Source organism: Pseudomonas flexibilis, assembly GCF_000806415.1.
Taxonomy (GTDB): Bacteria; Pseudomonadota; Gammaproteobacteria; order Pseudomonadales; family Pseudomonadaceae; genus Serpens; species Serpens flexibilis.
Map to the genome: position 1 here is coordinate 179,767 of NZ_JTAK01000005.1, position 26,548 is coordinate 206,314.

A 26,548-nucleotide genomic window follows, 5' to 3' on the forward strand; every position below is an offset into this window, starting at 1 on the left:
GCATCGCTTTGTCTGGCCGCCAGCGGAGCGCGACCTCAGCGTAACGGTGGACAAGGAACACGTTGTCCACCCTAGTTGCCGACGGGGCCTACTCCTCGCGCAGATTGGATGCTCGCGCGGCCCTGAGCACGTCGGGGCCGATGTCCGCTTCGAAATGCCTCCACACCGGTTCCATGGCGACCCGCCAAGCCTCGCGTTCTCGAGGGCTCAGGCTGATGATCTGGCTGTGCCCGGACTCCGCCACGCGCTGCCGGTCCAGCGCATTGAGCCGGGCGGCCTCCCGGTTCACCGCATAGCTCACCTCGTCGATGATGGCTTCCAGTTGCGTGCGGATCCGGTGCGGGATGCTATACCAGAAGCGCGCATTGGTGACCAGCATGTAATCCAGCACGCCATGGTTGCTCTCGGTGATGTACGGCTGCACTTCGTGGAAGCGCTGGCTGTAGACGTTGGACCAGGGGTTTTCCGCTCCCTGCACCTGCCCGCTGGCCAATGCATCAAACACCTTGGAGAAGGCCAGACGGGTGGTCAGCGCGCCCACCTGATTGAACTGGGTCTCCAAAACCTCCGACTGTTGAATACGGAAGTTCAGGCCGGCTGCGTCTTCAGGCAGGCGTAGCGGACGGGTGGCGGACAGCTGCTTCATGCCGTTGTGCCAGTACGCCAGCCCCAGGATGTCATGCTGCTCCATCGAGTACAGCAACTGCCGCCCCTTGGCGCGCTTCTGGAATCGGTCCACCGCATCCAGGCCATCGAACAGGAAGGGTAGATCGAAGACCCGCAGCTGGCGGGTGTAGGTCTCGAACTTGGCCAGCGAGGGGGCCAGCAACTGCACCTTGTTGTCACGCAGGGCGGCCAGTTCTTCGGCGTCGCCGTAAAGACTGGAGTTATGGAACACCTCAACCTGCACCTGGTCGCCCAGGCGTTCTTCGACCAGTTGCTTGAACAGCAGTGCCCCCTTGCCCTTGGGGGTGTCTTCGGCGACCACGTGGGAGAATTTGATGAGGATCGGATCGGCTTGCGCCTCGACGGCACCCGCCAGGGCGGCGATGCCGAGACAGACGGCCAGGACTGTCTTGATCACGGAGTTTCCTTTTTTGTTCTGGGGATAGGAGCTCCGGCCGGGACCTGCGGTCACGGTCGGGCGGGTGCATTTCGCAAGGCCTGTGCCAGGTTCCGTAACTAATCCTGATTTCGGCGGAGAATGATTCCGTTTTGGCGGCGAACGCACGTATCTAAGGGTGAGCGCGGGTTTTCAGCTGAACAGACGAGTCAGGTAGTTGGCGAGCGTTCGCCGCCGGACTAACAAAAATGGGCGTATTTTCGCCACGTTGCGCCTCATGCGCCCGACATCGGGCACACGAGGACGCGACCTCAGAGCAGGATGGTGCTCCAGACCAGCGCGATCAGGCTGAGTGCCAGGAATTGCGCGGCGCTGCCCATGTCCTTGGCGCGTTTGGCCAGCGGGTGAATGTCCAGGGAAATGCGATCCACCGCGGCCTCGATGGCAGAGTTGAGGATTTCCACGATCAGTCCCAGAAACACCACCCCTACCAGGATGGCGCGCTCGGCGCGGGTAACATCCAGCCAGAAAGCGAGGGGGATCAGCACCAGATTGATCAGGACGAGTTGTCGGAAGGCGGCTTCCCCCGTAAAGGCCGCCTTCAACCCGGCCATCGAATAACCGGTGGCATTGAGAATACGCGCCAGGCCAGTACGGCCCTTGAGCTGTCCGGCATCCACGGCCGGCGCGGTTTTCAGCTTCTCCATGAAGACTCCAACAAGGGCAAGCGAGCCCGGAAAAATGAACGCAAGTCTAGCGGAGTTGCCCTTTCCTTGGCAGGGGCATCCAACGCCCGATCAGAGAATGAACAGCTCGTAATGCAGTTGCAGATGCCAGCGCTCGTCCGACCGGTACGCAAGCCAGTCCATCGGTCCGGATGTCTGGAATTTGATGGCGTGGCGCTTGCGCGCCAGCGTCGGATGATCAAGTACCAGCTTGCATGAACGCCGCCAGGGCAGGTTGCCATCCTCGCCGGATGCCCATTGCCAGGCCTGGATAGGCATTTCCACGAGACGAGCCCCCAGCATTTCGCAAGCCGCGTGTGCACCACGGCCTACTGTCTCGCGGTCCGGATCACCATCCAGCCGCCAGGGGGCAAAGACCACGTCACCGGGGCGCAGGTAGCGCAGCAGGAAGTCCAGCAGGCTGTCGGGGCGCAACTGGTTCGGCATAAATCGGCCGCGCACCCATTTCATCTGCAGTGGCGGAATGCCCAGGCGGCGCAGCGAGTCGGAATTTTCCAGCGCTTGCGCGACGCTGCGTCCCTGCGGCAGGTCGTCCGGGCCATAGGCTTCGTCAGTCACTGAGATCAGCTGCAGGGCATGACCGCGCAGGCTGAGAATCTGCAGCAGACCGCCGCAGGCAAGCACTTCGTCAAAGGGATGTGTCGCCAGAATCACGGCCCGCTGGAAGGGGCGTAGCAGCGTGTCGAATTCGATCAGCGGTATCCGATCCAGCTGATGGCAACCGACAGCCTTCCAGGGAGGGGCCTTGGTGGCGTTGCGCGAATGCATGTCCATTTCCATTCGACCTCCATTGGTGCGAGGTCCGCCTTGCGCTTGCCGCAACCCGGCCGCCGTCAGAAACGGACCCACACCCGTATTGGCGGCCAGCGGCGGAAAAACTTGATCCGCTCTTCCTTGATCCCGTGGCCGCGTTGAAGGTGAGGCAGGCGCTGACGGACGAAGTTCGCCCAACCCACGCGGTGATGACACTGAAATGACAGACGGCCTTGCGAGCAAACTCAGCCCGCGGCGGGGTGATAGGCGAACAGGGCGGGTGTACCACCGGTATGTACGAATAGCACCGGACCTTCTGCAAAACGAGTCAGGGCAATGCCGTCGAGCAGGCCGTCCATGGCCTTGCCGGTGTAGACCGGATCGAGCAGCAGCCCTTCACACCGCGCAAGCTTGTGCAGTGCCGCCTGGGTTCCCTCGTTTGGCTCGCCGTAGCAGGGGCCGTGGTACTCGTCCCACAGCTGCACCTGTAGCGGGTGCGGCACATCGACGCCCAGCAGGGCCGCGCAGCGCTCGATCAGCCCCATGACCTTGGGGCGCTGCGCATCTGCCGGCCGCGACACGGTGATGCCGATGACCGGAAGTTCCGGCATTTCATGGGCCAGTGCCAGGCTCAGACCTGCCTGGGTCCCCGCGCTGCCGGAGGCGACAACCACGGCGGCGAAGCGCAGCCCGAGGGCGTGAATCTGCTGCGCCAGCTCCAACCCGGCGCGCACATAGCCCAGGGTACCCAAGGCATTGGAACCGCCCACGGGCAGCACATAGGGTCGCTTGCCCTGAGCACGCAGGCGCTCGGCCAGCGCTTCCAGCTGGGCGTCCGGATCGCCCAGCGTGGCGACCGTTTCTACCGTTACGCCGAACAGGTCCAGCAGCAGTCGGTTGCCATTGCCCAGGTAGCAGGCCTGTGTCGCGCCCAGGGGATTCTCCAGGAGGGCGTGGCATGCCATGCCCTGCCGGGCGGCCAGAGCGGCTGTCTGGCGCACGTGATTGGACTGTATGGCTCCAGCGGTCACCAGGCAGTCGGCGCCGGCCCGCAGCGCATCGGCGCCCAGGTATTCGAGCTTGCGAACCTTGTTGCCGCCCATTGCCAGCGGGGTGAGGTCATCACGCTTGACCCAGATGTCGCAGTTCATGTGGGCGGAGAGACGCTCCAGGCGTTCCAGCGGGGTGGCGGAGGGCACTAGCTCCAGGCGGGAAAAGCGCTGCAGGGCCGCATTCAGCATGGTGGTGACTCCCAGGGGCGATCCCCGTTGACTATAGGCAAGCCACCGTCGGCGTTGACCCGTCCATGACGAACTGGCCCCGGTCGTCATGGTCATTCACTCACGCACAGCCTCTTTCGTGCCGCTTGCAGGGAGAACTGCCATGCCCGTCACCCCACGGCCGATCGTTCTGTCCCACATCAATAACCCCAGGGCGCCACGGCACCAGCGCGAAACCACCCGGTTCATCGCCCGCTGGCTGGCCAGCATTCGCGGTCTGGAATACGGCGGGGACTTCGATCCGCGCCTGCACGCCGGACACCGCTGTTATTTGGTGCCTGCTCAGACCCTCAAGGGACCAGAGGAGGCCCGCGCCCTCAACGTGCACGGGCCGGACGATCTGTTCGGCGGCTATGTGGAGCGGGATTTCATGGCCAGCAAGATCATCGCCCATCCGCTGGTCTCGCCTCGGGCCATCCACCCCGAAGGCTGGAGCGAGGCTTTTGCAACCCGCGTGCACGAGTGCGCGCTGCCGGGGTTCAGCGTGTTTTCCCGGGACGATGCCGAAGTGGCTGTGCGCCAGCTACTGCCGCACGGCACCGTACGCGTCAAGGCGGCGCGGGCCAGCGGCGGCCGGGAACAGTGGCAAATCTCCGCTATGGATGAGCTGCACGCCTGGTTCGGCGAGCCAAATGGAGACGCGATGCTGGAAGGCGGGGTGGTCTTCGAGCAGGACCTGGCCGAATGCCAGACCTTCAGTGTCGGTCAGTTATCCATTGATGGCCGGCTGCTAAGCTACTTCGGCACCCAGCACGTGACGCCGGACCATGCCGGGGAGCTTGCCTATGGCGGCTCCGACCTGGTGGTGGTGCAGGGCGATTACGACGCGCTGCTCACGCTGGACCTGGCCGACCCCGTGCGCCTGGCCATCGCCCAGGCCCGCTGCTTCGATGCAGCGGCGGATGCCTTGCTGCCCGGTTTCTTCGCGTCGCGGCGCAACTACGACACGGTGCAAGGCCTCGACCTGCAGGGTCAGATGCGCGCCGGGATACTCGAGCAATCCTGGCGCATCGGCGGCGCCACCAGCGCCGAGGTGGCCGCCCTGCAAGCCTTCATCGACAACCCGCGACTGCGTGCAGTGCGCGCCTCGTCTTTCGAGCGTTTCGAGGATAAACCGTTGCCCGCCAACGCCACGGTGATCTTCCGTGGCAAGGACGCTGAAGTGGGTTTTTTGCTCAAGTACGCCATGGTGGAACCCTATGACGGCCCGAAGTGAGACGATCCAGATCCAGGTGGAGCAGGAGTTCATGGAGGGGACATTCCTCACCCCACGCACCCGTGTGCCAGGCGTTCTGTTCGTGCACGGCTGGGGCGGTAGCCAGCAGCGCGACCTGGCGCGCGCCAAGGGCATCGCCGGGCTCGGCTGCATCTGCCTGACCTTTGACCTGCGCGGCCACGCCAGTGCCGAGGCGCGCCTGTGCCAGGTGTCGCGGGAAGACAATCTGCGCGACCTGGTGGCCGCCTACGACCGCCTGCGCGGTCACCCGGCGATCGACACCGATGCCATCGCCGTGGTGGGCACCAGTTATGGCGGCTACCTGGCGACCATCCTCACCAGCCTGCGTCCGGTCAAATGGCTGGCCTTGCGCGTGCCGGCCATCTACCGGGACGCCCAGTGGGGAACACCCAAGCGGCAGTTGGACAAGGCCGACCTGGCCCACTACCGCAGCCATCCGATACCGGTGGCGGACAACCGGGCGCTGCGAGCCTGCGCCGAGTTTCGCGGCGATGTGCTGTTAGTTGAATCCGAGCATGACGAACACGTGCCCCACGCGACCCTGATGAGTTATCGCACCGCCTTCCGCCAGGCGCATTCCCTGAGCCACCGGATCATCGATTCCGCCGACCATTCGCTCAGCGATAGGGTCGCGCAGGAGTCGTACACCAACATCCTGGTCAACTGGATCACCGAGATGGTGGTGGGCGAGCGCCTGCGTCTGGTACGTGACTGACCGGTGATCCCGGGCATAGAACCCGCCGGCCGCGCGAGCAGTCAGGGAAAGGGCAACGTACTTCCCAGGAGGCACCATGACCGATAACAAGCAGACCGTTTCCGTACTCAATGACTTGATTGAAACCTGCAAGGACGGCGAGGCCGGCTTTCGTACCTGTGCCGAGGATGTCCGCCGCCCCGAGCTCAAGAGCCTGTTCCATACCCGTGCGCAGCAGTGCGCTGAGGCCGCGGCGGAGCTGCAGCAACTGGTCCGCCAGCGCGGCGGCAACCCGGAAACCGACACCAGCGTTGGCGGCGATCTGCACCGTCGCTGGGTCGATCTGAAGTCGCTGATCACCGGCAAGGATGACGAGTCGATCCTCAACGAGTGCGAGCGCGGTGAGGATGTCGCCAAGCGCAGCTACCAGAAGGCCCTGGAAAAGGGACTGCCGGAAGACGTCAGGGCCATTGTGCAACGTCAGTATGAAGGCGTGCTGCGCAACCATGACGAAGTGCGCGCCCTGCGCAACGCGGCGCGGGCCAACGGCTGAGCGTCTTGACGAGGGGGTGGTGGCATTGCCACCCCTACGAATAGGGGATGATCGAGATCTTCCCGTTGGGTTCGAGGATCGCGTACTTGATCTGCTCCATGTGCTCCAGTCCCTGGCCCTGTCGGGCCGCCTGAAGAATGTCCTCATCCTGGAGGCGCGCCTCCACCATGCGCGCCCTGAGCGGGCGACCATGTTCGACCAGCAGCGTCGGCGTGCCATCCAGCCATCGCTGAGTCCCCTTGCTGCGCAGCTTGAGCATCGACAGCCCGACGTCGAGAACCACCAGCGTGCAGATCGCCAGCAGGCTGTTGGAAAAGGAATGGTCATCGCCCAGTAGGGCTTCCTGGGTGGCTTCGCCAATCACCAGCAGCAGGATCAGGTCGAACGGGGTGATCTCCGCCAGCGAGCGGCGCCCCGCCAGGCGAAACAGCACCATCAGGGCGAAATAGAGGGATGCCGCACGCAGCACCACGTCCATGGTCACCTCCTTCAGGGATAGATGAACTGCCAGAGCCGCAGTCGGTGCTCGCCGAACCGTATCGTCAGGTGGGTCGCTCCCGTCCGGTCCGGTCGCAGGCTGAAGTGCAGGGTTGCGCGGCCGTCCCGGTCAGCGCGCACCGCCAGGCGCAACCCACCTTGTGCGCTACCCGATTCCAGCGGGTGCGGTTCAAGCGCCTCGATCCGGTGGGTATCCAGGAACGGCGCCTCCAGCACGACCTGCAGTGTGGCGCCCGGCTCGCCCTGCAGGGCAAGTCGCAGGGGACTGCGTCCGCCCTGGCGGAGAAAGCGCTGGTCATCGACCTGCAGGGTGCCGTCGGGCGTTGTCAGGCGTCGGTCGCTCAAGGGACCATTGGAAAATAACCCCAGCAGGGCGAACACGACCAGAACCAGCAGGCACGCCCAGCCGACCCGCTCCACTTTCCAGGCCTTGCGCTGGAAGGCGATGTCATCCTCGACGGGATGATCGCGGGGTCTGAAGTCATCCTCTGGCGCTTCGGGAGATCGCGGCATGTCCCGCTCCTAACGGACACTGCTCGTTGGGCAAGCGCGACGGCGAATGATTCCAAGGAAAGGCCGGATGGGGGCGGCACACCGCCCCGTTCCGGTGATCAGAAGTAGGGCAACTGGAGGCGTTTGTGGAAGTAGCCGATATGGCTTTTCTGCAGGGGACCCTGGTGAGCAAGCAGGTCGCGGCGAACGCGCTCCAGCACATCGTTGATGAGCACGGGATTGCGTTGCTCCTGCGCCGTCACCACCCGACGCAGCACCTGGACGTCGTCGGAGCGCCGATGAAGCGTCAGGACCAGTGAAGCATCCGGTCGGAGTTCGCGGGTGATCCGGTAGTCCTTGGAGAGCACTTCGATCAGGTAATCGATAGGGCTTTCTTGTTTTGACATGTTGCCGTCCCTCTGTGATTCAGCAGTGACTCATTCACTGTAGCAGGGGACTGAGCCTTCCCAGGCCCGAGCGACCGGCTGTAGCCCACGCAGCGCCTGGTTTCCAGCGGGAGGCCGGGCTTATTGGTCACCGGCCAGCTTGCGGGCCATTTCCAGGTGCTCCTCCAGCGCGGGCAGTTTTTCTTTGGCGAACGCCTGCAGCTCCCGGTCGTCGAGGCTCTGCGACGCTTCTCGGAACAGCTCGACCACTTGCTCATGGGCATTGACCTGGTTCCGGGCGTAGGCGTCATCGAAGTTCTCGCCCTCACGCAATTCAAGGAGCATGGTCTTTGCCTTGTCCATGGCATCGGGAGCGTTGGCAACCTCGAGCTGCTTGCGGCTGGCCAGGGCCTTGAGGTCCTCGTTGGCTGCCGTGTGATCCTTGATCATCCGCTCGGCGAAGCGCTTTACCTCCGCGGAACGGCCTTCCTCCAGGGCCAAACGGGCAGCTTCGATCTCCGCCATGCCGGCAGCCGACGCCTTGTCGACGAAGTCCTGTGCTCTCATATCCGCCCAGGCCGACGCAGCGGTAAGCAACAAGGAAAGCCCGGCAACGGGCAACCTAGGGTGTTTCATGGTGCGTTCTCCTGCGATGGGGTCATGGGATCGTCGAGAGGGAGCGCCGGCTCCGTCCGGTACTCACTGGTCATGAAGGTCTCCAGCCAGAACTCCAGGAACATGAAGGCCGTGGTCAGCAGCGCCAGGAAGCCGAAACCGAGAAGGCAGGCGGTGTAGAACAGGGACTTCCGCCGCGTCATGCGCATGAAGACCGGCACCCCGACGAAAAGCAGGAACGTGGATGCGCCGCTGGTCAGTACCGCCACGATCAGCAACAGCCAGCGTTCCGGATGCAGGGCAGCCAGGCCTCCCAGCATCAGGGGTACGGCCACGACGGTGTTGAAGGTCAGGCTTTCCGGCAGCGTCGGACGCGACGCCGTGCGGTACAGCACCCAGCGGGTCAGCACTGCCATCACCAGAACACCGCACAGGAAGGCCAGATAGCACATCAGCGCCAGGTTGAATCCGCTGCGCGGGTCCAGGTAGCGAACATCGTTCTCGCCGAAGAAGCTCCAGCCGACCTTGACCGCACCGATATAGGTGCAGATCGCCGGCAACAGCGCTAGTCCGAGCAGGACGGGCGCGAACCCCCACGGGTGACGATCAGCCCTTTTGCGAATATCCAGCCAGGCACCTGCTGGAGCGTGCAGCAGTCGGGGCAGCGTGTTCAGCATGATCTGACCTCGCAGCACGGATGACTGATTGACGACCCTGGGACCGATAGGTTCATGAGGCCGGGCCGGGAGGCAGCCATCCATCCCGGTACACGAACCGCTGGCGTGGCCTGGCGGTCTGCTCCCTACCGTGAGGGTGATATGACGTGGAGAGACCGAATGAATGCCATCGAGCTGCTCAAACAAGACCATGAAACCGTGCGCAAGCTGCTGGAACAGCTGAGTGCGACCACCGAACGGGCGGTGAAGACCCGTCAGGAGCTGCTGCACAAGATCGAACTGGAGCTGTCCATCCACACCCAGCTGGAGGAGCAGCTTTTCTATCCCGCCTACAAGCAGGCAGGCGGCAAGGATGCCGCCATCATGGATGCCGAGGCCCGCGAGGAGCATCGGACCGTCGAGGCGCTGGTGCTGCCGGACCTGTTGCAGACCGACCCGGCAAGCCTTCCGTTCACCGGCCGGGTGAAGGTTCTCAAGGAACTGCTCGAACACCACATCGAGGAAGAAGAGGGGGAACTCTTCCCCGAAGCGACCAAGCTGCTGGGCAAATCGCGCCTCGAAGAACTCGGTCTGGAGATGGAAAGCATGAAAAAGGGGCTCAAGAAAGCCTCGTGAACCGTCAGCGCAGCCGCACCTGCCGGCTGCGCTCCACCAGCAGGGCGCAGGCACTGGAGGCGCCGGCCCAGAAGCCGTCCAGGGATTCGCGCCCCGGCTCGATCAATTGCCCGCGGGGGTCCAACAGCACGCCTCCAGCCGCCTTGAGCAGAGCCAGCGCGGCGCGCAGGCTTCGTTGCGGCACGCTCTGGCTGCCCAAGGCGCATACCCCGTCACCGGCGGCAACGCGCGCCAGGCGGTAGGCGGGATGCGGCACCAGCATCAGCTCCGCCGGCGCACTCCATTGCCGCAGCCGCTCGTCCGCCCGATCTGAAAGCACCTGCGCGCCCTTATCCAGCCGCAGGCGAGGCAGGGCAGAGGTTACCGGAGTACCGTTACGCAGCAAGCCCTCCAGCCCAGACGCCCAGGCGATGCAATCGGCCTGCCCCTGTTCGTCGCTCGGCGCCATGACCAGTGCCAGCACGGGCTTGCCATCACGCAACAGCGCGATGCTGAAGGCGCCGCCATGCAAGGCGGCACCCACGCAGCCGTCTACCAGCCAGACCGCCCGCTGGCTGCCTTCCGCCTGGCAGGGCAGCAGGGCTTCAAGGCGCTCTTTCAGATGCAACTCGGTTTCGCGCTCCGTGCGCAGGCGTTCGGCATCGCTGGGAAATGCCTGCTGCAGACGCTGGCCCGCATCCGTTGCCAGTGGCAGGACCGCCTCCAGCAGGGGGCGGCAGTCGTCTGGGCGTAGCGCCAACGCCCGGTACAGGTCCGGTGCCGTTCGGCGAGACAGCTCCACGTGCGCCTGCCGCAAACGCTCGGCGTCTTCCATGCGCGCGACCCCCAACTTCTTCACCTCCTGTTGCGCAGTCTCCAGACGCACCTGTAGCACCTGCACGGAGGTTCCGGCCTGGGCAAGGCGCTCTTGCAGGGCAGGCAACTCCGCAGACAGGCGCTCCTGCTCACGCCGCAGTTGCGCAGACTCGGTAAGCAGCCGCTCATTGTCCCGGTGCAGGCGAGTCAGCTCGTCCTGTTTGACCAGCAGGCTCTGCTGCGCCTGACGCAGCTCCATCTGCAGCTGCTGCAGTTGGGTTTCATGCCGGCGCTGGTCCTGCTCACGCTGTTCACGGCTGGCCTGGCGATAGTGCTCCAGCGCATCCCGTGCGTGCTGATGCTTTTCTTCCAGCGAGCGGATCTGGCCGTCGCGGTCCTCCAGGCGCGTCTGCAGGTCCTGGGTGGCCTGCAGGGCGCGCGCCAACTCCAGTTCGCGTTGTTGCAACTGGTCGCGCAGCTGATTGTTTACCTGGCCCTGCTCGGCGAGACGGCTGGCCAACTCGCCGTGCTGCGTCTGCACTTGACTGACCCGCGCCTCGCTGTCCTGCAGGCGCTGCTGCCATTCCAGGCGGTCGCGGGCCAGCTCGGCGCGCTCCTCGGCCACGCCCTCGGCGGCTTCCTCTTCCAGCGCCTCGGCCAGACGCGCCACGAGTTGTCCGAGCCGCTCGCTGATCGGCGTGCCAGGCTCGGTCTGGATGGTCGACCCCCGACCCTCCAGCTCCTTGAGGCAACGGTGGATGGTGCTCTTGGACCCGGTATTGCCGAGCTCAACGCGGATGGCGTCGATGCTGGGGTGCTCGCCACGGGCGAGCAGTGCATCCCTTGCCTTCTGCACCAGTGCCCTGTTGATGCCGCTGCGTGCCATGTGTGCTCCTATTATTTCGTAGCGTTTGTACGTAATACGTAAATACATACCAGTATGGCTATATTCTGCGCAACATGCAGCCTAGAATAAAGATAAGATAATGGAGGCTTATCACAGGTCAGGGCCGTTCTCAGGCACAGCTGACCTCACAGCGGTACAGGGGAGAGGACATGAGCGAGGTCGAGCGCTATCTGCAGGCCGGCACCCGGGAGAACACCCGGCGCAGTTACCAGGCCGCCATTGAGCACTTCGAGGTGAGCTGGGGTGGCTTCCTGCCCGCGACCAGTGACAGCGTGGCCCGCTACCTGGCCGAGCATGCCGGAACGCTTGCGCTCAACACCCTCAAGCTGCGTCTGGCGGCCTTGTCGCAGTGGCATGTCACCCAGGGCTTTCCCGATCCCACCAAGGCGCCGCTGGTACGCCAGGTACTGAAAGGCATCCGCAGCCTGCATCCAGCCCGGGAAAAGCAGGCTGCGCCGCTGCAGCTGCAACAGTTGCAGCTGGTGGCTGACGATCTGGAACGCCAGGCAGAAGAGGCCCTTCAGGATGGAAACCGAGCGGCCCTGTTGCGCGCCCGCCGGGATCGCGCGCTGCTGTTGCTGGGCTTCTGGCGGGGCTTTCGCAGCGATGAGTTGTGCCGCCTACAGGTGGAGCACGTCCAGGCGGTGGCCGGCTCTGGCATGACCCTATACCTGCCGCGCAGCAAGGGCGACAGAGACAATCTGGGCGTGACGCATCAGGCGCCGGCCTTGCGCCGGCTCTGCCCGGTACAGGCCTACCTGGACTGGATCGGTACCGCCGGGCTGACCAGCGGCTCGGTATTCCGACGCATCGACCGCTGGGGGCGTCTGGCCGGAGAGGGACTCAACCCCAACAGCCTGATCGCCTTGCTGCGGCGCATCCTGGAGCAGGCCGGCATTCCGGCCGAAGCGTATAGCAGCCACTCGCTGCGTCGCGGCTTCGCCACCTGGGCCGCCGGCAGCGGCTGGGACCTGAAGGCGCTGATGCAGTATGTCGGCTGGAAGGACATGAAGTCGGCACTGCGTTATGTGGATGCCACGGCGTCGTTTGGCGGGCTGGCGGTTGAGCAACGGCCGCAGCTGCCCAGGCAGGTGCCGCCTGCCGGGGTAAAGCCGCCCCTAGAGGGTCCCCATCAGGCCCCCGCGGATGGAGAGCCCGGATAACAGCCTGCGCGATGGGGTTGCAGATGGCGCTGACCGATAACGCGACCTAACGCCCGCGCCCCGCCTCGGCATAGAAATCCTGATCCAGAACTCCCGGCAGAGTGAGCAGAATGAAGTCGATCAGGCTGCGCACCGAAGGCAGCATGCCGCGCGGGCTCGGGTAGGCAAGTCCCAGCGCACTGGTTCGGCCGTTCCACTCGGGAAGGACACGTGCCAGCAGGCCCTCGCGAAGGGTGGCCTTGAGCAGGGTGCCGTGGAGCAGAGCGACCCCGGTGCCGTGAATCGCTGCCTCCAGTTGCACCCGGATGTTCCGGGTTACTAGCGCCGGATTGTGGCGAACCACCACCGGTACTGCGCGCTCACGAAACAGCTCCCAGTAACCGGAACCCTGGGACACTTCCTCCGGACGGCAAATGGAGGGCAGCCCGCTCAGCTCGTCGATCGACCGGGGCGTTCCATGGCGGGCCAGGAAATCCGGGCTGGCCACCAGGATCGGCGAGGACCGTCCCAGCTCGCGAATGACCACGCCACTCGGCTCACTGTCCTTGCCTGGCGTAATGACGCGTAGAGCGATATCGACCCGGTCGGCGAACAGATCCACATCGCTGTCACCGGCGTCGATCACCACCGAAACCTTGGGGTGTGCACGCAGGTACTCCGGCACTACGTGCGCCAGATAACTTTCGGCGAGCAGCAGCGGCGCACTGATGCGCACGACGCCAGCAGGCTCGGCCTGCAGCTCGGCCAGGCATTCGTAGGTCGCGCGCAGGCTTTCCAGGGTCGCCTGGCAGTGTCGGTGGAAATGCTGGCCCGCCTCGGTGAGCACCACCGTGCGGGTGGTGCGGTGGAGCAGCGCTACGCCCAGCTGTTTTTCCAGGGCCGTTACCCGGCGGCTCAGGCGCGACTTCTCGATGCCTGCGGCTCGCGAGGCGGCGCTGAATCCCCCGTGCTTGACTGTGAGGGCGAAGAGTTCGAGATCGCTGAGATTGCTCATGACGGTTCAATAAGAGACAAAAATGCAACACACCTTAGCATTTCGAGTCCATTGTCTACAGAAGCCTTGTAAGTATAGTGACCGGCCCAATCCGGGCAGGTACTCCCCCGGGTAGTCATGAGGTATGCGATGTTCGATAGAAGGTTCGATGAGAAGACAGTCGTGTCGGCTATCCTGGGCGCCTGGCTCGGCTTTGGCGCCCTGGCCACCTATTCGCTGTTCGTGGAAGGCAACGTCAATGTCTACGCCGAGAATGGCATCCTGGAAACCCTGCAGGCCGTCCTGCTGGCGCTGTCCTGCCTGATGTTTCTCGCTACAGCGATCTGGGAGAAGGGCACGGGACGCCTGGTGGTCCTGTTCTGCGCCTTGCTGTGCTATGGCTTCGTACTGCGCGAAGTCGACGTCGAAACCCTGGATATTCCGGATCTGCTGATCCTGCTGGGCTCGGGTAGCGGCCGCAACCTCTCGCTGGGGATCGGGCTGATCCTGTTGTGCCTGTGCGCGCTGTTCGCCGGCTTTCGCGCGCAGTTGCGCTGTGGCCTGGACTTCGCCCGCTCGCGCGCCGGCCTGCTGCTGCTGAGCGGGCTGGGCTTCCTGCTGCTGGGCGATGTGTTCGAGAAACAGGTGCTGGGCAGCATCCCGCACCATGTGTTCTTCGAGGAAATGTCCGAGTTGCTGGGGGATGTGATGATCCTGCTGTCCGCCGTCGCCTCGGGTTCCTTCCTGCAACGCGAAGCGGCGACCGCGCGGCGCAAGATCGCGCTGGCCACCGGGGCGGTACGCAGCTAACCCGTCTGCTTCAGCGCCTCGATCAGCTCAGCCTTGCGCATTGTCGAACGCCCGCGAATGTCCTTGGCCCGCGCTTCCTCCATCAGCTGAGCGCGGGTCTTCTCCTGCCGCTCAGGCGCCGAGCGGGCACGGGGTACGCCACGCCGGGTGGCCACGGCCCGCCGGGCCGATTCCTCACGATCATCGGCCTTGGCCGCAGCGCTCTTCCTGCGTCCGGAGCCACCGGCGCGCTCGCCGCCGCCGGACTGCTTGTTGACTGTTGCCCAGGCGCGGGCCTCGGCTTCATCCTCGGAAACGCCCTTGGCCTTGTAGCTGTCCTCGATGTGCTCGGCCTTGCGCTTCTGTTTGGCTGTGTACTTGTCTTTACTGCCACGAGGCATGGTGGTGACTCCAGGAACAAACCCCTTCGATCCCCACTCCGCGCCCTCGGTTTGCCCGGCCGGACAGGCGGGGCGGGAACCGTCAGCCCGCATCGGCTTTCAGAATGACAGTCCATCCCGATTCGCAGCGAGGAACGCACCATGTCCCAGCCCGCCGACCAGCCCAGCGAAGGTGTGGAGGCCTTTCGCGCGCGCATTCTCGACAAGCTCAAGTACGCCACCGGCAAGGACATCACCTCGGCCTGCCCCCATGACTGGTTCGAAGCCACCGCGCTGGCGGCGCGCGACCACATCATCGACCGCTGGGAAGACGCGGCGTTGCAGATCGACCGCAGCGAGGAGAAGCGCGTCTATTACCTGTCGCTGGAATTTCTTATCGGTCGCCTGCTGGTCGACAACCTGAGCAACCTGGGCCTGCTGGACACGGCCCGTGCGGCACTGCACGACCTGGGGGTGGACTTCGAGGAGATCCGCGAACTGGAACCGGATGCCGCGCTAGGCAACGGCGGCCTGGGCCGATTGGCTGCCTGTTTCATGGAAAGCATGGCCACTCTGGGCGTGGCGGCCCACGGCTACGGCATCCGCTACGAGCACGGGCTGTTCCGCCAGGTACTCATCGATGGCTGGCAACACGAGCACACGGAAACCTGGCTGGAGTTCGGCAACCCGTGGGAATTCGAGCGCTCCGAGGTCAGCTACACGGTGGGCTTCGGCGGCAGCGTGATGAGCACCGGCGACAACGGCAACAGCCGCCAGGTGTGGTTGCCCAACGACACCGTTCGGGCGATTGCCTACGACACGCCGATCATCGGCTGGCGACGCCACAGCGTGAATACCTTGCGCCTGTGGCGTTCGCGCGCCGAGCGTTACCTGCAGCTGGAGCGCTTCAACGCCGGCGACCACCTGGGGGCGGTGGCCGAAGCGGTCAAGGCGGACAGCATTTCCCGAGTGCTGTATCCGGCCGATGTCACCGAGGCCGGCCAGGAGCTGCGCCTGCGCCAGGAGTACTTCTTCGTCTCCGCCTCGCTGCAGGACCTGCTGGGCCGCCACCTCAGCCACTACCCGCTGGAACGCCTGCCGGACATGGTGGCCATCCAGCTCAACGACACCCACCCGGCCATCGCCGTGGCCGAGCTGATGCGCCTGCTGGTGGACGAGCACGACGTTGAATGGGCCGAGGCCTGGCGCTTGACCGTGGCGACCCTGTCCTACACCAACCACACGCTGTTGCCCGAGGCGCTGGAATCCTGGCCGGTGTCGCTGATGGAGCGACTGCTGCCGCGCCACATGCAGATCATCTACCTGATCAACGCGGAGCACATCGACGCGCTGCGCGCCAGGGACATCCATGATTTCGGCCTGCTGCGCGCCGTGTCGCTGATCGAGGAAGACCAGGGGCGCCGGGTGCGCATGGGCAACCTGGCCTTTCTCGGCAGCCACAGCATCAATGGCGTATCGGCGCTGCACACCGACCTGATGCGCCAGACCGTGTTCCGCGAGCTGCACGGGCTGTACCCGGAGCGCATCAACAACAAGACCAATGGCGTCACCTTCCGGCGCTGGCTGTACCAGGCCAACCCGGCCCTGACCGGCCTGCTGGTCGAGCGTCTCGGCGAATCGGTACTGGATGCGCCCGAACAACGGCTGCGCGACCTGGAGGCCTGGGCCGAGAAGAGCGGGTTTCGCAAGCAGTTCATGGCCATGCGCCAAGGCAACAAGGCTGCCCTGGCGCGACTGGTCAAGGAATGGCTGGGCATCAACCTGGATACCCGGGCGATCTTCGATGTGCAGGTCAAGCGCATCCACGAGTACAAGCGCCAACTGCTCAATCTGCTGCACTGCGTGGCGCTCTACCAGGCGATCCGCAACGACCCGACGGTGGACTGGGTGCCGCGGGTGAAAATCTTCGCCGGCAAGGCGGCGGCCAGCTACTACCAGGCCAAGCTGATCATCAAGCTGGCCAACGATATCGCCCGTACCATCAACAACGACCCCACGCTGCGCGGGCAGCTCAAGGTGGTGTTCCTGCCCAACTACAACGTCAGCCTGGCGGAAATCATCATCCCCGCCGCCGACCTGTCCGAGCAGATCTCCACCGCCGGCATGGAGGCCTCCGGCACCAGCAACATGAAGTTCGCCCTGAACGCTGCCCTGACCATTGGCACCCTGGATGGCGCCAACGTGGAAATGAGCGAGCAGATCGGCCGCGAGCACATGTTCATCTTCGGCATGACCGCCGACGAGGTGAACCTGCGCCGCCATGCCGGCGAGCTGGACATGTCAGGCCTGATCGCCGGCTCGGAGCGCCTGCGCGAGGCGCTGGAAGCCATCCGCGGCGGGGTGTTCAGCCCCGATGAGCCGCATCGCTATGCGGCCCTGATACAGGGCCTGCAGCACCAGGACACCTTCATGGTGTGCGCCGACTTCGACGCCTACTGGGCGGCGCAGCTGCAGGTCGAGGAATACTGGCGCCAGCCCGACCGCTGGTGGCGTTCGGCAATTCTCAACTGCGCGAGGGCCGGCTGGTTCTCCTCGGATCGCACCATTCGCGAGTACGCGGCGGATATCTGGAAAGTGAGTCCCAGCCTGCCGCCGGAACAAGGCTGAACCGACCAGTCGTCTTGTTACCGCAAGCCACGCAGGGCAGGCTCTTAACAACAAATCGCTATAGAAATACCTCGAACTTACGCGAAATCACGCTTTCAGAGGCTATGGGTGCGCCAAGCGCCCGCATTAAATCCTGAACACGAGGACATCGAAAATGGCTCAGCATCAAGGCGGTAAAGGCAACTTCGCTGAGGATCCACAACGGGCCTCCGAAGCTGGCAAGAAAGGCGGCCAAGCCAGTGGCGGCAACTTCAAGAATGACCCGCAACGCGCCTCGGAAGCAGGCAAAAAGGGTGGACAGCAAAGCCATGGCGGCGGTCGCAGCAGCAGTAGCTGATTGAGTGCCATGGGCGGAAGCTGGACGCTTCCGCCCCGGATGCGGTTCTCCAACGTCCCTTTGTACCCCTTTCGCAAAACCTCTCGCCGTCTCGGCAGTCCAAAACCATGATCCTGAACAGAGGCCAGGCCCTGGAGGTCATCATGTGCTTGCGTTGCCTGCTTGTCGGCTGCCTGTGGACACAACCAACCCGTGTCCGCCTGGGATCCGAAACCCTGCTGTGCCAGCGCTGCAGTCGCTGCGCCAGCAAGCGCTACCGACCCGATGATGGACAGGCATGATGAATGGACGCATGGGCAGTGCTCGTCGAGACCCTGGCGGATGAGTTAGGCGACACCACCGATCTGGAGCATGCCACGCGCATCGTGTTGCGTCTTGCCCTCGCCGCGCTGTTCGGCGGGCTGCTAGGTTTCGAGCGCGAACACCATGGCAAGGCCGCCGGGATACGCACCCATATGCTGGTCGCGGTGGGCAGCGCGCTGTTCGTCATGGCACCGAGTCTGAGCGGCTCCGAGGAAGACGCCATGAGCCGCGTCATACAGGGCATCGTCGCCGGCGTGGGCTTTCTCTGTGCCGGGACCATACTCAAGAGCGACAACGACCGCGACGTGAAGGGCCTGACCACCGCCGCCGGCGTCTGGCTCACCGCCGCCATCGGCATCGCCACCGGCCTGGGGAGTGCGCTCCTTGCCCTGCTGGGCACGCTGCTGGGGCTGTTCATCCTGAACATCGTGCCGCGCCTGGTCGACCGCTGCGAACGCCACAGGGACTAGCGTCAACCGCCAGCGGAGCCGGGAGCGGGGAGGTAACCGCAATGCCACGCTCAATCTGGAAAGGCGCAATCAGCTTCGGCCTGGTGCATATCCCGGTCGGTCTGGTATCCGCGACCTCGAAGCAGGGCGTCGACTTCGACTGGCTGGACAAGCGCAGCATGGACCCGGTCGGCTACAAGCGCATCAACAAGGTCACCGGCAAGGAAATCACCAGCGAGAACATCGTCAAGGGTGTGCAGTACGAAAAGGGCCGCTACGTGGTGCTCAGCGACGAAGAAATCCGCGCCGCGCATCCGGAGGCCACGCAGACCATCGACATCTTCTCGTTCGTCGAGCGCAGCGCCATTCCGCTGCAGAACATCGACACCCCGTACTACCTCAGTCCCGAACGGCGCGGCGAGAAGGTCTATGCGCTGCTGCGCGAAGCGCTGCGCCAGAGCGACAAGGTGGCCCTGGCGCGGGTGGTGCTGCACACCCGCCAGTACCTGACGGCACTGATGCCGCTCGAGGACGCACTGGTCCTGGTCAAACTGCGCTGGCCCGCCGAGGTGCGCAGCCTGGCCAGCCTGGAACTCGGTCCGGCAGTCACCAAACCCTCGCTGGCGAAAAGCGAACTGGAAATGGCTCGACGCCTGATCGAGGACATGGCCGGCGACTGGCAACCCGACGACTACCGCGACCAGTTCCAGGACCAGATCATGGATCTCGTGGAGGAGAAGGCCCGCAAGGGCAAGATCCACGAGGTGGAGGCTGTGCCCGGCGAAGCCGAAACCCGGCGCAGCGCCGATGTCATCGACCTGACCGAACTGCTCAAGCGCAGCCTGAGCGAACGGGGAGGAGCGGCCAAGGGCAAGGAAAAAACTAGCGGCAAAGCGGGCGATGACGGCGAGGAAAAACCCGCGGCGCCGCGTCGACGTCGCAAGGCCCAGTAGGGTTTTCACGGACTACCAGCAGGCGAGGCGATGAACAGCAAACTCGACGAGTACCGCCGCAAGCGCGACTTCAGCATTACCGCCGAGCCGGATGAGCAGCCCCTGCGCAAGCGGCGTGGCAAGAGCGCCCTGAGTTTCGTTATCCAGAAGCACGCTGCACGGCGCCTGCACTACGACTTCCGCCTGGAGCTGGACGGCACCCTGAAGAGCTGGGCAGTGCCCAAGGGTCCGAGCCTGGACCCCCGCGACAAGCGCCTGGCCGTGCATGTGGAAGACCATCCACTGGACTACGGCAGCTTCGAGGGCAGCATTCCGGCCGGGCAGTACGGCGCAGGCGATGTGATCGTCTGGGACCGCGGCATCTGGCAGCCCCACGGCGATCCCCGAACGGCCTACCAGAGCGGCAAGCTCAAGTTCAGCCTGCAGGGCGAAAAGCTGGGCGGCGACTGGACACTGGTACGCACCCATCTGCGCGGCAGCGGCGACAAGGAACAATGGCTGCTGATCAAGGAACGCGACCAGCAGGCGCGTTCCGCCGACGACTACAACATCGTCGAGGCACTGCCAGGGAGCGTGCTCAGCGAGGCAAGCATTCCGGCCAAGCCTGCGAAACCGACCCAGGCGGCACCGCGCGAGAAACCGCCACGTTCCGGCGTGCCGCTGCCGGACATGCTCAAGCCAGCCCTGGCCACCCTGGTGGATCGCCCCCCATCCGGTGACTGGCGCTACGAAATCAAGTTCGACGGCTACCGCATCCTGGCCCGCAAGCAGGGCAGGGAAGTGCGGCTATTGACCCGCAACGGCAACGACTGGACCGAACGCCTGCCGCAGCAGGCCAAGGCGCTGGCCGCACTGGACGTCGGTGACAGCTGGCTGGACGGCGAAGTGGTGGTGCTCGGCGACAATGGCCTGCCGGATTTCCAGGCGCTGCAGAATGCCTTCGACCGCAACCTGCCGAAGGACATCATCTTCTACCTGTTCGACGCCCCGTTCCTGCACGGCGAAGACCTGCGCGACCAACCCGTGGAGGCACGCCGCGCCGCCCTCAAGGCCGTGATGGGCAGCAACCGTAGCCCGGCACTGCGCTTTTCCGAGGATTTCAGCGCCGCCCCCCAGGACATCATCGAAAGTGCCTGTGCCCTGAAGCTGGAAGGCATCATCGGCAAACGTGTCGGCAGCACCTATGTTGCGCGACGCACACCCGACTGGATCAAACTCAAGTGCCGGCTGCGCCAGGAGTTCGTGATCATCGGCTTCACCAAGCCCAAGGGCAGCCGTTCCGGCTTCGGCGCACTGCTGCTTGGCGTGCATGAGCAGGGCGACCTGCACTACGCCGGGCGCGTCGGCACCGGCTTCAGCGAAACCCGCCTGCGCGAGCTGCACGACCGCCTGAAGCGTCTGGAGCGCAAGACCCCGGCAGCGGTCGATCCCCCCACTGGCGCCGAGGCCCGCGACGTGCATTGGGTCAAGCCCGAACTGGTCGCCGAAGTCGAGTTCGCCGAGTGGACCCGCGAAGGCGTGGTGCGCCAGGCCAGCTTCGTTGCCCTGCGCAGCGACAAGCCGGCGCAAGAGATCGGCCACGAAACCCCGCAGCCGGCGGAAAGTATCGAGCCTCAACGCAACGATGTCGCCATGCACCGCGCCGGCAAGGCAGTGGTCGCCGGTGTGTCGATCAGCAATCCGCAGCGGATCATCGACCCGGAAAGCGGCGGCAGGAAGCTGGACCTGGCGCGCTTCTACGCCGATATCGCCGACTGGATCCTGCCGTTCCTCAACGACCGGCCGGTATCGCTGGTGCGCGCCCCGGACGGCGTGGAAGGAGAGCAGTTCTTCCAGAAACACGCCGAAAAGCTGTCCATCCCCAACATCCGCCACCTGGACCCGAGTTTGGACCCGGATCACCCACGCCTCATGGAAATCGACTCCCTCAAGGCGCTGATCGGCGCGGTGCAGATGGGCACCATCGAACTGCACACCTGGGGCGCCACCGATGACGCCATCGAAACCCCCGACCTGTTCGTGCTCGACCTGGACCCCGATCCCGCACTGCCCTGGCGCACCATGCAGGAAGCCGCGCAACTGTGCCTGTCGGTGCTCGATGAGCTGGGCCTGGACGCGTACCTCAAGACCAGCGGTGGCAAGGGCCTGCACATCATCGTGCCGCTCAAGCGCGAAGCCGGCTGGGACGTGGTTAAAGCGTTCAGCAAGGCTTTCGCACGCTTCATGGCGCACCAGTTGCCGGACCGTTTCAGCGCCACCTCCGGCCCGAGGAACCGTGTCGGCAAGATCTTCATCGATTACCTGCGCAACAACCGCGGCTCCAGCACCGTCTGCGCCTACTCGGTACGGGCGCGCCCCAGCCTGCCGGTATCGGTACCCATTGCCCGCGACGAACTGCACGACCTGCACAGCGCAGCCCAGTGGACCATCTTCAACCTACGCGACCGCCTCGACGCGCTCAACGGCAACCCCTGGGACGGCTACGCCAACCGCCAGACCCTCACGCCGAAGATGTGGAAACAGCTCGGCGCCAAGCCACCCCGTACCTGAACGTAGGGCGGACAACGCCTTTCTTGTCCGCCAACCGGCACCGAACCACTGGTCTGGCGCGCAACGCCCCAGACCACCGCGCATCCCCAACCCCGAACCCCATGCTCCCATCCCAGTCGGGTTTCCAAACACATCTGCAAAACGGGGAGCCCGCCATGACCGACAAGAAGCAAACCCAGCCGCCCCAGCACCAGGATCAGCGCCCCGGCTCCGAAGAGGAGATGACCCCGCAGCCGGTCTACCTGGCCGACACCTATCGCCCGGCCGGCAAGCTGCAGGATCGGGTCGCCATCATCACCGGCGCCGACAGCGGCATCGGCCGTGCGGTGGCCGTGCATTTCGCCCTTGAAGGCGCCAGGATCGTCCTGCTCTACCTGAACGAGTACCAGGACGCCGAGGTCACCAAGGACGAAATCCGCAAGATGGGTGGCGAGGTGATCGACTTCGCCGGTGACGTGGCGGGCGAAGACTTCTGCCGCACCGTGGTGGAGGAAACCCTCAAGCAATGGGGACGCATCGACATCCTGGTCAACAACGCCGGCGAGCAGCATCCGCAGAAAAGCCTTGAGGACATCAGCCCGGAGCAATGGGAGCGCACCTTCCGCACCAACATCTTCGGCATGTACCAGCTCACCCGCGCCGTGCTGCCGCACCTGAAACGCGGGGCGGCCATCATCAACACCACCTCGATTACCGCCTACAAGGGCAACCCGATCCTGCTGGACTATTCATCCACCAAAGGCGCAATCACCGCCTTCACCCGCTCGCTGGCCATCAACCTCGCCCCGAAGGGCATCCGCGTGAACGGCGTAGCGCCGGGGCCGATCTGGACGCCGCTGATTCCCTCGACCTTCTCGGAAGAACAGGTGGCCAGCTTTGGCACCGACACGCCGCTGGGGCGCGTCGGCCAGCCCGCCGAAGTGGCGCCGGCCTTCGTCTACCTGGCCAGCGACGATGCCTCCTACGTCTGCGGGCAGGTGATTCATGTGAACGGGGGGAGTGTGGTGAATGGGTGACCGAATCAGCGGCGGCTGCCTGTGCGGCAGGCTCCGCCTGGTGGCCACGGGCCAACCGTACCGAGTGGGCCTGTGCCACTGCCTCGACTGCCGTAAACACCACGGCGCGTTGTTCAGCGCCTCGGCGATCTTTCCGCAGGACGCAGTGAGCATCGAAGGCGAAACCCGGCACTACGCCGGGCGGGCCTTCTGCCCCCACTGCGGCTCCTCCGTGTTCGCCCGCACCGGCGACGAGATCGAGGTGCATCTGGGCGCGCTGGATGCCCCCGATCAGCTGATGCCCACCTACGAGAGCTGGATCGAGCGGCGGGAGGCCTGGCTACCGGCGTTTCCGCTGACCAAGAGATATGAGCGGGATCGGGAGGGGACAGGGCGGTTCGAGGGATAGCGCTGAGCGCTATACCCGGCCAATCCGCCCGTTGATGGGCCAGCAAATCTCCCGCTTGCGCCCGGCGTTACCCCAGAGCTGCGCAAGATCGCTGGCAAAGCGCTGCAGCACGTCCTCCTTTCCCGCTTCGCGAGCACGGCGCACCGCCGACCAGGTGGAGAGGTAGCCGAGGAACTGTTCCAGATTCCAGTCGAGACGGATCTGCAGGGCGGGCAGCGCAATCGGCTCGAAGGGGAAATCCAGCGTGGCGTAGCCGCTGTCTACCAGCTTGCGTTCCGCCGGCCAGTAGGGGCCGATTTCCTGCCAGTAGAAGGTCTCGAAACGGGCTCCCAGATCGCCATCCAGACGCAGAACGCCATAGCTGACCAGCGCCACGGCGGCCCCGGGCGTCGCGACTCGGCGCACTTCGGCATAGAAGGCGGGCAGGTCGAACCAGTGCGCAGCCTGGGCGGCCGTTATCAGACTGGCGCAGCGGTCGGGCAGGGGCAGGGATTCGGCGGGTGCACACAGGTAGCTCAGATTTCCCCGCGCGGCAGCATGGACAAGCTGATCGGCGCTCGGGTCCATGCCAATCACGCGGCTGAAATGTTCGGCCAATTGGTGGGTGAGCTGGCCGTTGCCGCAACCCACATCCACCGCAAGCTCGCTGTCGGGCGCGATCGACGCCAGGAACGCTGCGAGCTCGGGCGGGTACTCGGGCCGAAAGCGGGCGTAGGCTTGGCCGCCCTGGTCAAACCAGTTTCGTGAGACGTCCGGGTGGTCCTTCACTGGCATGCTTCCGAGGTAGTGATTGCAGCCGGCTTGAGCTTGGCGGCTGACCTAACGGCCAGACTGCCCGTAGCCTTTAGAATAGCCACCTTGAGCACGGAAAATACCGCGTTCCAGAAAAGCCCTATAAGGGCAAACACTCCGGTAAGAATTGCGCCAATCAATGTTAAGGCTGCATCGCTCAGCTGCATGGTGAGTTTGATCAGGCGGCTCTTTCCAATTACATCCAGGGCCACCAACATTCTCTTCTTTACTGCCTCGCTGGCGCGACTCAATGCTCGCAGTTCTGCTGGCGTATCCGCATGGTGCAGGATTTTCATGGTGATAACCGTGCCCAAGGAACTGCGCATCTTGGTCAGATCGCTTACCCAGTCCTGCAAGGCGTTTAGTTTTTTCATATCGACAGCTTCGGTGAGCACACGAGGATTCTTCCAGGTGCCATCTGATATCTTGGCAACATCAACCATGTTGTCTGCAAGTTGCGTTAGATGTTTGGTCATCGGGCGAGTAATGCTTCCGGCCTTGCGAGCAGCCTTGGCCAGACTCGCACCTGCTTTTACACCGGCAGTACTCCCCCCTGTAAACACAGCAACGCCTGTGGCAACAAGGCCCACAGTGGCAAGCGCAATATCAATCTGGTCCGCATCCTCACTGACCAAGGTTCGCACATCCCCGATGGGAGTGATTTCAACAGCTACGTCACACAGTTTTGCTGCCGACAATGGGCATTGATTGGGAGAGGTAATACAGCTCCAGCACTGCTTGGAACCGGCCAATAACCCGCGTTCCTTCGCTTTGCGTTCTTTGATCTGCAAGATCACGTCGGGACTGAGATCAATGCCTTTTTCGCCGGCGTAATCTTCAATTTCGTCGATTATTAGCCAATCTGCTGGAGTCGGATCTAGCGCTTGGAGAATTCGTGTATTAAGTTCCTCTGGCGTTGCACGCTTGGCTAGCTCTCTTTCAATTTCCTTTTGTAGAGATTCGATGGCTCTTTCTGAATAAAAGCTTACAGTGGGATTATTGAGCATTAGGTGAAATTGCCAGAGGGCAGCTACAAGAGAGGCAAAAGCCACCGCTATCCAGAACAGCCGCTTTACCGAAATAAACATGTCTTTCCTTATGTTTTCGGACCTTAATGGCTAGAAGCTATCATTAAGCATTTCTACAGTCCATGGGGGGCTACGGCACGGGAATGCTGATGTAGGCCATTTAGTACTTTCCAGACCCTCATGCAGATCAAATTCAGTCAGGTATGGAGTTCGCTCATTCGCTCGACAACTGCACGCGGCTCTTCTACCGCATCTCCACCCCCGCCAACCGATTCACCCCGACGATCCGCTGGTTCCAGATCATCTCGTAGTGTGCCGTCTGCAGGATGGCTGTGACGGGCCTGGGGGTCAGCAGCGCCCAGCAGTGATTGCCGGGGGAGCGCACCGAGAGGTAGCGCAAACCGGGGCAACCGCTGCGTTTCAACGCGTGTCCCAGCCGGCGGGCGTGGCTGTAGTCGTCGGGGGCGTAGATGGGATCGGAGAGCGGCACGGCGGTGGCGTCCTGCATGCCGGTGTCGTTGAAGCGACAGGTGAGGCCACGAAAGATGAAGCGCTCGTAATTGAGTCCCGGCACCTGCGACCAGTAGCGCTCCTGGTGGTAGCACACCTCGGCGATGGCGGTGCTCAGCGTGTCGGCCAGGTAGAGCACGCCGAAGCTGCCGTCGCTGAAGCGCGAGCCTTCGGGGTTCACGTGGGTGAAGGGGGCTGTGGCGTAGGAGCAGCCGGGGATGCCGAAGGGGATTTCCTCGCGTGCGATCAGCTCCAGGCGGCCGACCTCGTTCTGCAACCGGGGATTGGTCAGCGCCTGCAACTGGTACAGCGCGTCGAAGTCCTCGGCATCGGCCACGTCGTCGAACAGGTGGATGGGCGGGAACTTGGAATTGACCAGACGGTAGGCTTGCAGCGGCTCGCCTGCCGCCGTGGCGAGGCTGTCCAGCCTCACCATTGCGCGCCGCGCAGGGCGTCGATGCGCCGGTAGGTTTCGTAGAGGGAGATCATGTCGCCCTGGGCCATGATCTCCAGCGGCGCACGCCCGTTGAAGAAGGCGTTGTGGTTGGCCATCGCCGGGAAGCCGTAGACGTTGTCGGGGTTGTCGAACAGCAGACGCAGCGCAGCGTGGATATTCAGCACCATGCTGATGCGTTGCAGCTGGTCGGTGTCCAGGCCGACGCTCCAGGCCGGGTCGCGCTGCCGGGCGCGGGTGTAGGTGCTGCGCGAAATGCGCAGGATGCGACAGGCCTGTTCCGAGGACGCCTGCCATTTGTCCAGGATGTTCAGGGCCGCGCGCAGGCCGGTGACGCCTTGCTCTTTCGAGAGGTCGCGGGCGGGACGTACGGTTGCGAGGGTGGCCATGCCGAACTCCATCATTGATTCCGTAGGCGCAATACTAGGCGAACTGCGTCCTCAGATCAAAAGCGAACGACCGAAGGGGAGGCCGGTCAACCCCTGCAACTGGAGTTGATTGCTCGATCCCTTAGCGTGGAGAAC

30 protein-coding genes are annotated in these 26,548 nt (G+C 64.1%); 14 read left to right on the forward strand and 16 right to left on the reverse strand.

Annotated features, from left to right (window positions below):
* Positions 1-88 precede the first annotated feature (88 nt).
* The 4 genes from PT85_RS13060 to PT85_RS13075 all read right to left on the reverse strand — a co-directional run bounded on the left by PT85_RS13060 (position 89) and on the right by PT85_RS13075 (position 3,803).
* Positions 89-1,084: a DctP family TRAP transporter solute-binding subunit gene (locus PT85_RS13060; RefSeq protein WP_407681095.1), complete on the reverse strand. Its 996-nt coding sequence runs from the start codon at positions 1,082-1,084 to the stop codon at positions 89-91.
* Between the two features lie 290 nt (positions 1,085-1,374).
* On the reverse strand, positions 1,375-1,770 hold the full coding sequence (locus PT85_RS13065; protein ID WP_051587413.1) for a diacylglycerol kinase: 396 nt from the start codon (positions 1,768-1,770) through the stop codon (positions 1,375-1,377).
* A 90-nt stretch (positions 1,771-1,860) separates the two neighbouring features.
* Entirely contained in the window at positions 1,861-2,577 is a 717-nt protein-coding gene (locus tag PT85_RS13070) for a PIG-L deacetylase family protein (RefSeq protein ID WP_175444362.1), read from the reverse strand.
* 230 nt (positions 2,578-2,807) lie between these two features.
* Positions 2,808-3,803 (reverse strand): D-cysteine desulfhydrase, encoded by a 996-nt coding sequence (locus PT85_RS13075; protein ID WP_039560283.1) that lies wholly within the window; start codon positions 3,801-3,803, stop codon positions 2,808-2,810.
* Between the two features lie 142 nt (positions 3,804-3,945).
* Here PT85_RS13075 and PT85_RS13080 point away from each other — a divergent pair, with 142 nt between their 5' ends.
* The 3 genes from PT85_RS13080 to PT85_RS13090 all read left to right on the forward strand — a co-directional run bounded on the left by PT85_RS13080 (position 3,946) and on the right by PT85_RS13090 (position 6,326).
* Complete coding sequence (locus PT85_RS13080; protein ID WP_027590333.1) at positions 3,946-5,058, forward strand: DUF3182 family protein; 1,113 nt, start codon at positions 3,946-3,948, stop codon at positions 5,056-5,058.
* On the forward strand, positions 5,042-5,794 hold the full coding sequence (locus PT85_RS13085; protein ID WP_039606870.1) for an alpha/beta hydrolase family protein: 753 nt from the start codon (positions 5,042-5,044) through the stop codon (positions 5,792-5,794). The genes PT85_RS13080 and PT85_RS13085 overlap by 17 nt, the downstream gene beginning before the upstream one ends.
* Before the next feature lie 76 nt (positions 5,795-5,870).
* The gene (locus tag PT85_RS13090) at positions 5,871-6,326 is read left to right on the forward strand and encodes a PA2169 family four-helix-bundle protein (RefSeq protein ID WP_027590331.1); all 456 of its coding nucleotides are present in this window, start codon (positions 5,871-5,873) and stop codon (positions 6,324-6,326) included.
* A 34-nt stretch (positions 6,327-6,360) separates the two neighbouring features.
* On the opposite strand, the gene PT85_RS13095 is transcribed toward PT85_RS13090, so the two are convergent.
* From PT85_RS13095 to PT85_RS13115, 5 genes are all read right to left on the reverse strand, one after another.
* A complete protein-coding gene (locus PT85_RS13095; RefSeq protein ID WP_039560281.1) occupies positions 6,361-6,804 on the reverse strand; it encodes a DUF421 domain-containing protein in 444 nt (147 codons plus the stop codon).
* Between the two features lie 11 nt (positions 6,805-6,815).
* On the reverse strand, positions 6,816-7,337 hold the full coding sequence (locus PT85_RS13100) for a hypothetical protein (RefSeq protein WP_039606871.1): 522 nt from the start codon (positions 7,335-7,337) through the stop codon (positions 6,816-6,818).
* 98 nt (positions 7,338-7,435) lie between these two features.
* Positions 7,436-7,723, reverse strand: a complete 288-nt coding sequence (locus PT85_RS13105) for a DUF3509 domain-containing protein (RefSeq protein ID WP_052199725.1) — start codon at positions 7,721-7,723, stop codon at positions 7,436-7,438.
* A 120-nt stretch (positions 7,724-7,843) separates the two neighbouring features.
* Positions 7,844-8,269, reverse strand: a complete 426-nt coding sequence (locus tag PT85_RS13110; RefSeq protein WP_234702704.1) for a DUF4142 domain-containing protein — start codon at positions 8,267-8,269, stop codon at positions 7,844-7,846.
* Between the two features lie 65 nt (positions 8,270-8,334).
* Positions 8,335-8,994 carry a Yip1 family protein gene (locus tag PT85_RS13115; protein WP_082013078.1) on the reverse strand — a complete coding sequence of 220 codons (660 nt, stop codon included), beginning with the start codon at positions 8,992-8,994 and terminating at the stop codon, positions 8,335-8,337.
* A gap of 159 nt (positions 8,995-9,153) precedes the next feature.
* Between PT85_RS13115 and PT85_RS13120 the strand changes: the two genes are divergently transcribed.
* A complete protein-coding gene (locus PT85_RS13120; RefSeq protein WP_027590327.1) occupies positions 9,154-9,609 on the forward strand; it encodes a hemerythrin domain-containing protein in 456 nt (151 codons plus the stop codon).
* A gap of 4 nt (positions 9,610-9,613) precedes the next feature.
* On the opposite strand, the gene PT85_RS18065 is transcribed toward PT85_RS13120, so the two are convergent.
* Positions 9,614-11,290, reverse strand: a complete 1,677-nt coding sequence (locus tag PT85_RS18065) for a DNA-binding protein (protein WP_065365669.1) — start codon at positions 11,288-11,290, stop codon at positions 9,614-9,616.
* 170 nt (positions 11,291-11,460) lie between these two features.
* Here PT85_RS18065 and PT85_RS13130 point away from each other — a divergent pair, with 170 nt between their 5' ends.
* Positions 11,461-12,474 (forward strand): site-specific integrase, encoded by a 1,014-nt coding sequence (locus tag PT85_RS13130; protein WP_082013067.1) that lies wholly within the window; start codon positions 11,461-11,463, stop codon positions 12,472-12,474.
* 46 nt (positions 12,475-12,520) lie between these two features.
* Here PT85_RS13130 and PT85_RS13135 read toward each other — a convergent pair whose 3' ends face one another.
* Positions 12,521-13,468, reverse strand: a complete 948-nt coding sequence (locus PT85_RS13135) for a LysR substrate-binding domain-containing protein (RefSeq protein ID WP_039606873.1) — start codon at positions 13,466-13,468, stop codon at positions 12,521-12,523.
* Between the two features lie 162 nt (positions 13,469-13,630).
* On the opposite strand from PT85_RS13135, the gene PT85_RS13140 reads away from it, so the two are divergent.
* Positions 13,631-14,257, forward strand: coding sequence for a hypothetical protein (locus tag PT85_RS13140; RefSeq protein ID WP_027590325.1), 627 nt, complete (start codon positions 13,631-13,633; stop codon positions 14,255-14,257).
* Here PT85_RS13140 and PT85_RS13145 read toward each other — a convergent pair.
* Positions 14,254-14,637 carry a Rho termination factor N-terminal domain-containing protein gene (locus tag PT85_RS13145; protein ID WP_039606874.1) on the reverse strand — a complete coding sequence of 128 codons (384 nt, stop codon included), beginning with the start codon at positions 14,635-14,637 and terminating at the stop codon, positions 14,254-14,256. The two genes, PT85_RS13140 and PT85_RS13145, sit on opposite strands and share 4 nt — an antisense overlap.
* A 141-nt stretch (positions 14,638-14,778) precedes the next feature.
* On the opposite strand from PT85_RS13145, the gene PT85_RS13150 reads away from it, so the two are divergent.
* The 8 genes from PT85_RS13150 (at position 14,779) to PT85_RS13175 (ending at position 23,240) form a co-directional block, all read left to right on the forward strand.
* Positions 14,779-17,244: a glycogen/starch/alpha-glucan phosphorylase gene (locus tag PT85_RS13150; protein ID WP_039606875.1), complete on the forward strand. Its 2,466-nt coding sequence runs from the start codon at positions 14,779-14,781 to the stop codon at positions 17,242-17,244.
* A gap of 154 nt (positions 17,245-17,398) precedes the next feature.
* The gene (locus tag PT85_RS17805; RefSeq protein WP_074467522.1) at positions 17,399-17,581 is read left to right on the forward strand and encodes a con-10 family general stress protein; all 183 of its coding nucleotides are present in this window, start codon (positions 17,399-17,401) and stop codon (positions 17,579-17,581) included.
* A 143-nt stretch (positions 17,582-17,724) separates the two neighbouring features.
* On the forward strand, positions 17,725-17,862 hold the full coding sequence (locus tag PT85_RS18405; protein ID WP_139182030.1) for a PSPA7_2676 family Cys-rich small protein: 138 nt from the start codon (positions 17,725-17,727) through the stop codon (positions 17,860-17,862).
* 3 nt (positions 17,863-17,865) lie between these two features.
* Positions 17,866-18,354 carry an MgtC/SapB family protein gene (locus PT85_RS13155; protein ID WP_039606876.1) on the forward strand — a complete coding sequence of 163 codons (489 nt, stop codon included), beginning with the start codon at positions 17,866-17,868 and terminating at the stop codon, positions 18,352-18,354.
* A gap of 41 nt (positions 18,355-18,395) precedes the next feature.
* Positions 18,396-19,286, forward strand: coding sequence for a non-homologous end joining protein Ku (gene ku / locus PT85_RS13160; RefSeq protein WP_039606877.1), 891 nt, complete (start codon positions 18,396-18,398; stop codon positions 19,284-19,286).
* 30 nt (positions 19,287-19,316) lie between these two features.
* Positions 19,317-21,836 (forward strand): DNA ligase D, encoded by a 2,520-nt coding sequence (ligD, locus tag PT85_RS13165; protein ID WP_039606878.1) that lies wholly within the window; start codon positions 19,317-19,319, stop codon positions 21,834-21,836.
* Positions 21,837-21,991: 155 nt separating this feature from the next.
* A complete protein-coding gene (locus tag PT85_RS13170; RefSeq protein ID WP_039606879.1) occupies positions 21,992-22,852 on the forward strand; it encodes an SDR family oxidoreductase in 861 nt (286 codons plus the stop codon).
* Complete coding sequence (locus PT85_RS13175; RefSeq protein WP_039606880.1) at positions 22,845-23,240, forward strand: GFA family protein; 396 nt, start codon at positions 22,845-22,847, stop codon at positions 23,238-23,240. Before PT85_RS13170 ends, PT85_RS13175 begins: the two co-directional genes overlap by 8 nt.
* 9 nt (positions 23,241-23,249) lie before the next feature.
* Here the strand turns inward: PT85_RS13175 and PT85_RS13180 are convergent, their stop codons facing one another.
* The 4 genes from PT85_RS13180 to PT85_RS13195 all read right to left on the reverse strand — a co-directional run bounded on the left by PT85_RS13180 (position 23,250) and on the right by PT85_RS13195 (position 26,413).
* Positions 23,250-24,014 (reverse strand): class I SAM-dependent methyltransferase, encoded by a 765-nt coding sequence (locus tag PT85_RS13180; protein WP_039606881.1) that lies wholly within the window; start codon positions 24,012-24,014, stop codon positions 23,250-23,252.
* Positions 24,005-25,120: a hypothetical protein gene (locus tag PT85_RS18070; protein WP_139182025.1), complete on the reverse strand. Its 1,116-nt coding sequence runs from the start codon at positions 25,118-25,120 to the stop codon at positions 24,005-24,007. Before PT85_RS18070 ends, PT85_RS13180 begins: the two co-directional genes overlap by 10 nt.
* Positions 25,121-25,304: 184 nt before the next feature.
* Entirely contained in the window at positions 25,305-26,006 is a 702-nt protein-coding gene (locus PT85_RS13190) for an RES family NAD+ phosphorylase (protein WP_039606883.1), read from the reverse strand.
* Entirely contained in the window at positions 26,000-26,413 is a 414-nt protein-coding gene (locus PT85_RS13195) for an antitoxin Xre-like helix-turn-helix domain-containing protein (RefSeq protein WP_039607032.1), read from the reverse strand. Before PT85_RS13195 ends, PT85_RS13190 begins: the two co-directional genes overlap by 7 nt.
* Positions 26,414-26,548: the final 135 nt, after the last annotated feature.

Coding starts and splice junctions, on each gene's coding strand:
- PT85_RS13180 (WP_039606881.1), bottom strand. CDS start 24,014: ATGCCAGTGAAGGACCACCCGGACGTCTCACGAAACTGGTTTGACCAG.
- PT85_RS13110 (WP_234702704.1), bottom strand. CDS start 8,269: ATGAGAGCACAGGACTTCGTCGACAAGGCGTCGGCTGCCGGCATGGCG.
- PT85_RS18405 (WP_139182030.1), top strand. CDS start 17,725: ATGTGCTTGCGTTGCCTGCTTGTCGGCTGCCTGTGGACACAACCAACC.
- PT85_RS13170 (WP_039606879.1), top strand. CDS start 21,992: ATGACCGACAAGAAGCAAACCCAGCCGCCCCAGCACCAGGATCAGCGC.
- PT85_RS18070 (WP_139182025.1), bottom strand. CDS start 25,120: ATGTTTATTTCGGTAAAGCGGCTGTTCTGGATAGCGGTGGCTTTTGCC.
- PT85_RS13105 (WP_052199725.1), bottom strand. CDS start 7,723: ATGTCAAAACAAGAAAGCCCTATCGATTACCTGATCGAAGTGCTCTCC.
- PT85_RS13145 (WP_039606874.1), bottom strand. CDS start 14,637: ATGCCTCGTGGCAGTAAAGACAAGTACACAGCCAAACAGAAGCGCAAG.
- PT85_RS13090 (WP_027590331.1), top strand. CDS start 5,871: ATGACCGATAACAAGCAGACCGTTTCCGTACTCAATGACTTGATTGAA.
- PT85_RS13085 (WP_039606870.1), top strand. CDS start 5,042: ATGACGGCCCGAAGTGAGACGATCCAGATCCAGGTGGAGCAGGAGTTC.
- PT85_RS13155 (WP_039606876.1), top strand. CDS start 17,866: ATGGACGCATGGGCAGTGCTCGTCGAGACCCTGGCGGATGAGTTAGGC.
- PT85_RS13120 (WP_027590327.1), top strand. CDS start 9,154: ATGAATGCCATCGAGCTGCTCAAACAAGACCATGAAACCGTGCGCAAG.
- PT85_RS13195 (WP_039607032.1), bottom strand. CDS start 26,413: ATGGCCACCCTCGCAACCGTACGTCCCGCCCGCGACCTCTCGAAAGAG.
- PT85_RS17805 (WP_074467522.1), top strand. CDS start 17,399: ATGGCTCAGCATCAAGGCGGTAAAGGCAACTTCGCTGAGGATCCACAA.
- PT85_RS13100 (WP_039606871.1), bottom strand. CDS start 7,337: ATGCCGCGATCTCCCGAAGCGCCAGAGGATGACTTCAGACCCCGCGAT.
- ku (WP_039606877.1), top strand. CDS start 18,396: ATGCCACGCTCAATCTGGAAAGGCGCAATCAGCTTCGGCCTGGTGCAT.
- PT85_RS13095 (WP_039560281.1), bottom strand. CDS start 6,804: ATGGACGTGGTGCTGCGTGCGGCATCCCTCTATTTCGCCCTGATGGTG.
- PT85_RS13135 (WP_039606873.1), bottom strand. CDS start 13,468: ATGAGCAATCTCAGCGATCTCGAACTCTTCGCCCTCACAGTCAAGCAC.
- PT85_RS13070 (WP_175444362.1), bottom strand. CDS start 2,577: ATGCATTCGCGCAACGCCACCAAGGCCCCTCCCTGGAAGGCTGTCGGT.
- PT85_RS13115 (WP_082013078.1), bottom strand. CDS start 8,994: ATGCTGAACACGCTGCCCCGACTGCTGCACGCTCCAGCAGGTGCCTGG.
- PT85_RS13175 (WP_039606880.1), top strand. CDS start 22,845: ATGGGTGACCGAATCAGCGGCGGCTGCCTGTGCGGCAGGCTCCGCCTG.
- PT85_RS13065 (WP_051587413.1), bottom strand. CDS start 1,770: ATGGAGAAGCTGAAAACCGCGCCGGCCGTGGATGCCGGACAGCTCAAG.
- PT85_RS18065 (WP_065365669.1), bottom strand. CDS start 11,290: ATGGCACGCAGCGGCATCAACAGGGCACTGGTGCAGAAGGCAAGGGAT.
- PT85_RS13075 (WP_039560283.1), bottom strand. CDS start 3,803: ATGCTGAATGCGGCCCTGCAGCGCTTTTCCCGCCTGGAGCTAGTGCCC.
- ligD (WP_039606878.1), top strand. CDS start 19,317: ATGAACAGCAAACTCGACGAGTACCGCCGCAAGCGCGACTTCAGCATT.
- PT85_RS13150 (WP_039606875.1), top strand. CDS start 14,779: ATGTCCCAGCCCGCCGACCAGCCCAGCGAAGGTGTGGAGGCCTTTCGC.
- PT85_RS13130 (WP_082013067.1), top strand. CDS start 11,461: ATGAGCGAGGTCGAGCGCTATCTGCAGGCCGGCACCCGGGAGAACACC.
- PT85_RS13080 (WP_027590333.1), top strand. CDS start 3,946: ATGCCCGTCACCCCACGGCCGATCGTTCTGTCCCACATCAATAACCCC.
- PT85_RS13190 (WP_039606883.1), bottom strand. CDS start 26,006: ATGGTGAGGCTGGACAGCCTCGCCACGGCGGCAGGCGAGCCGCTGCAA.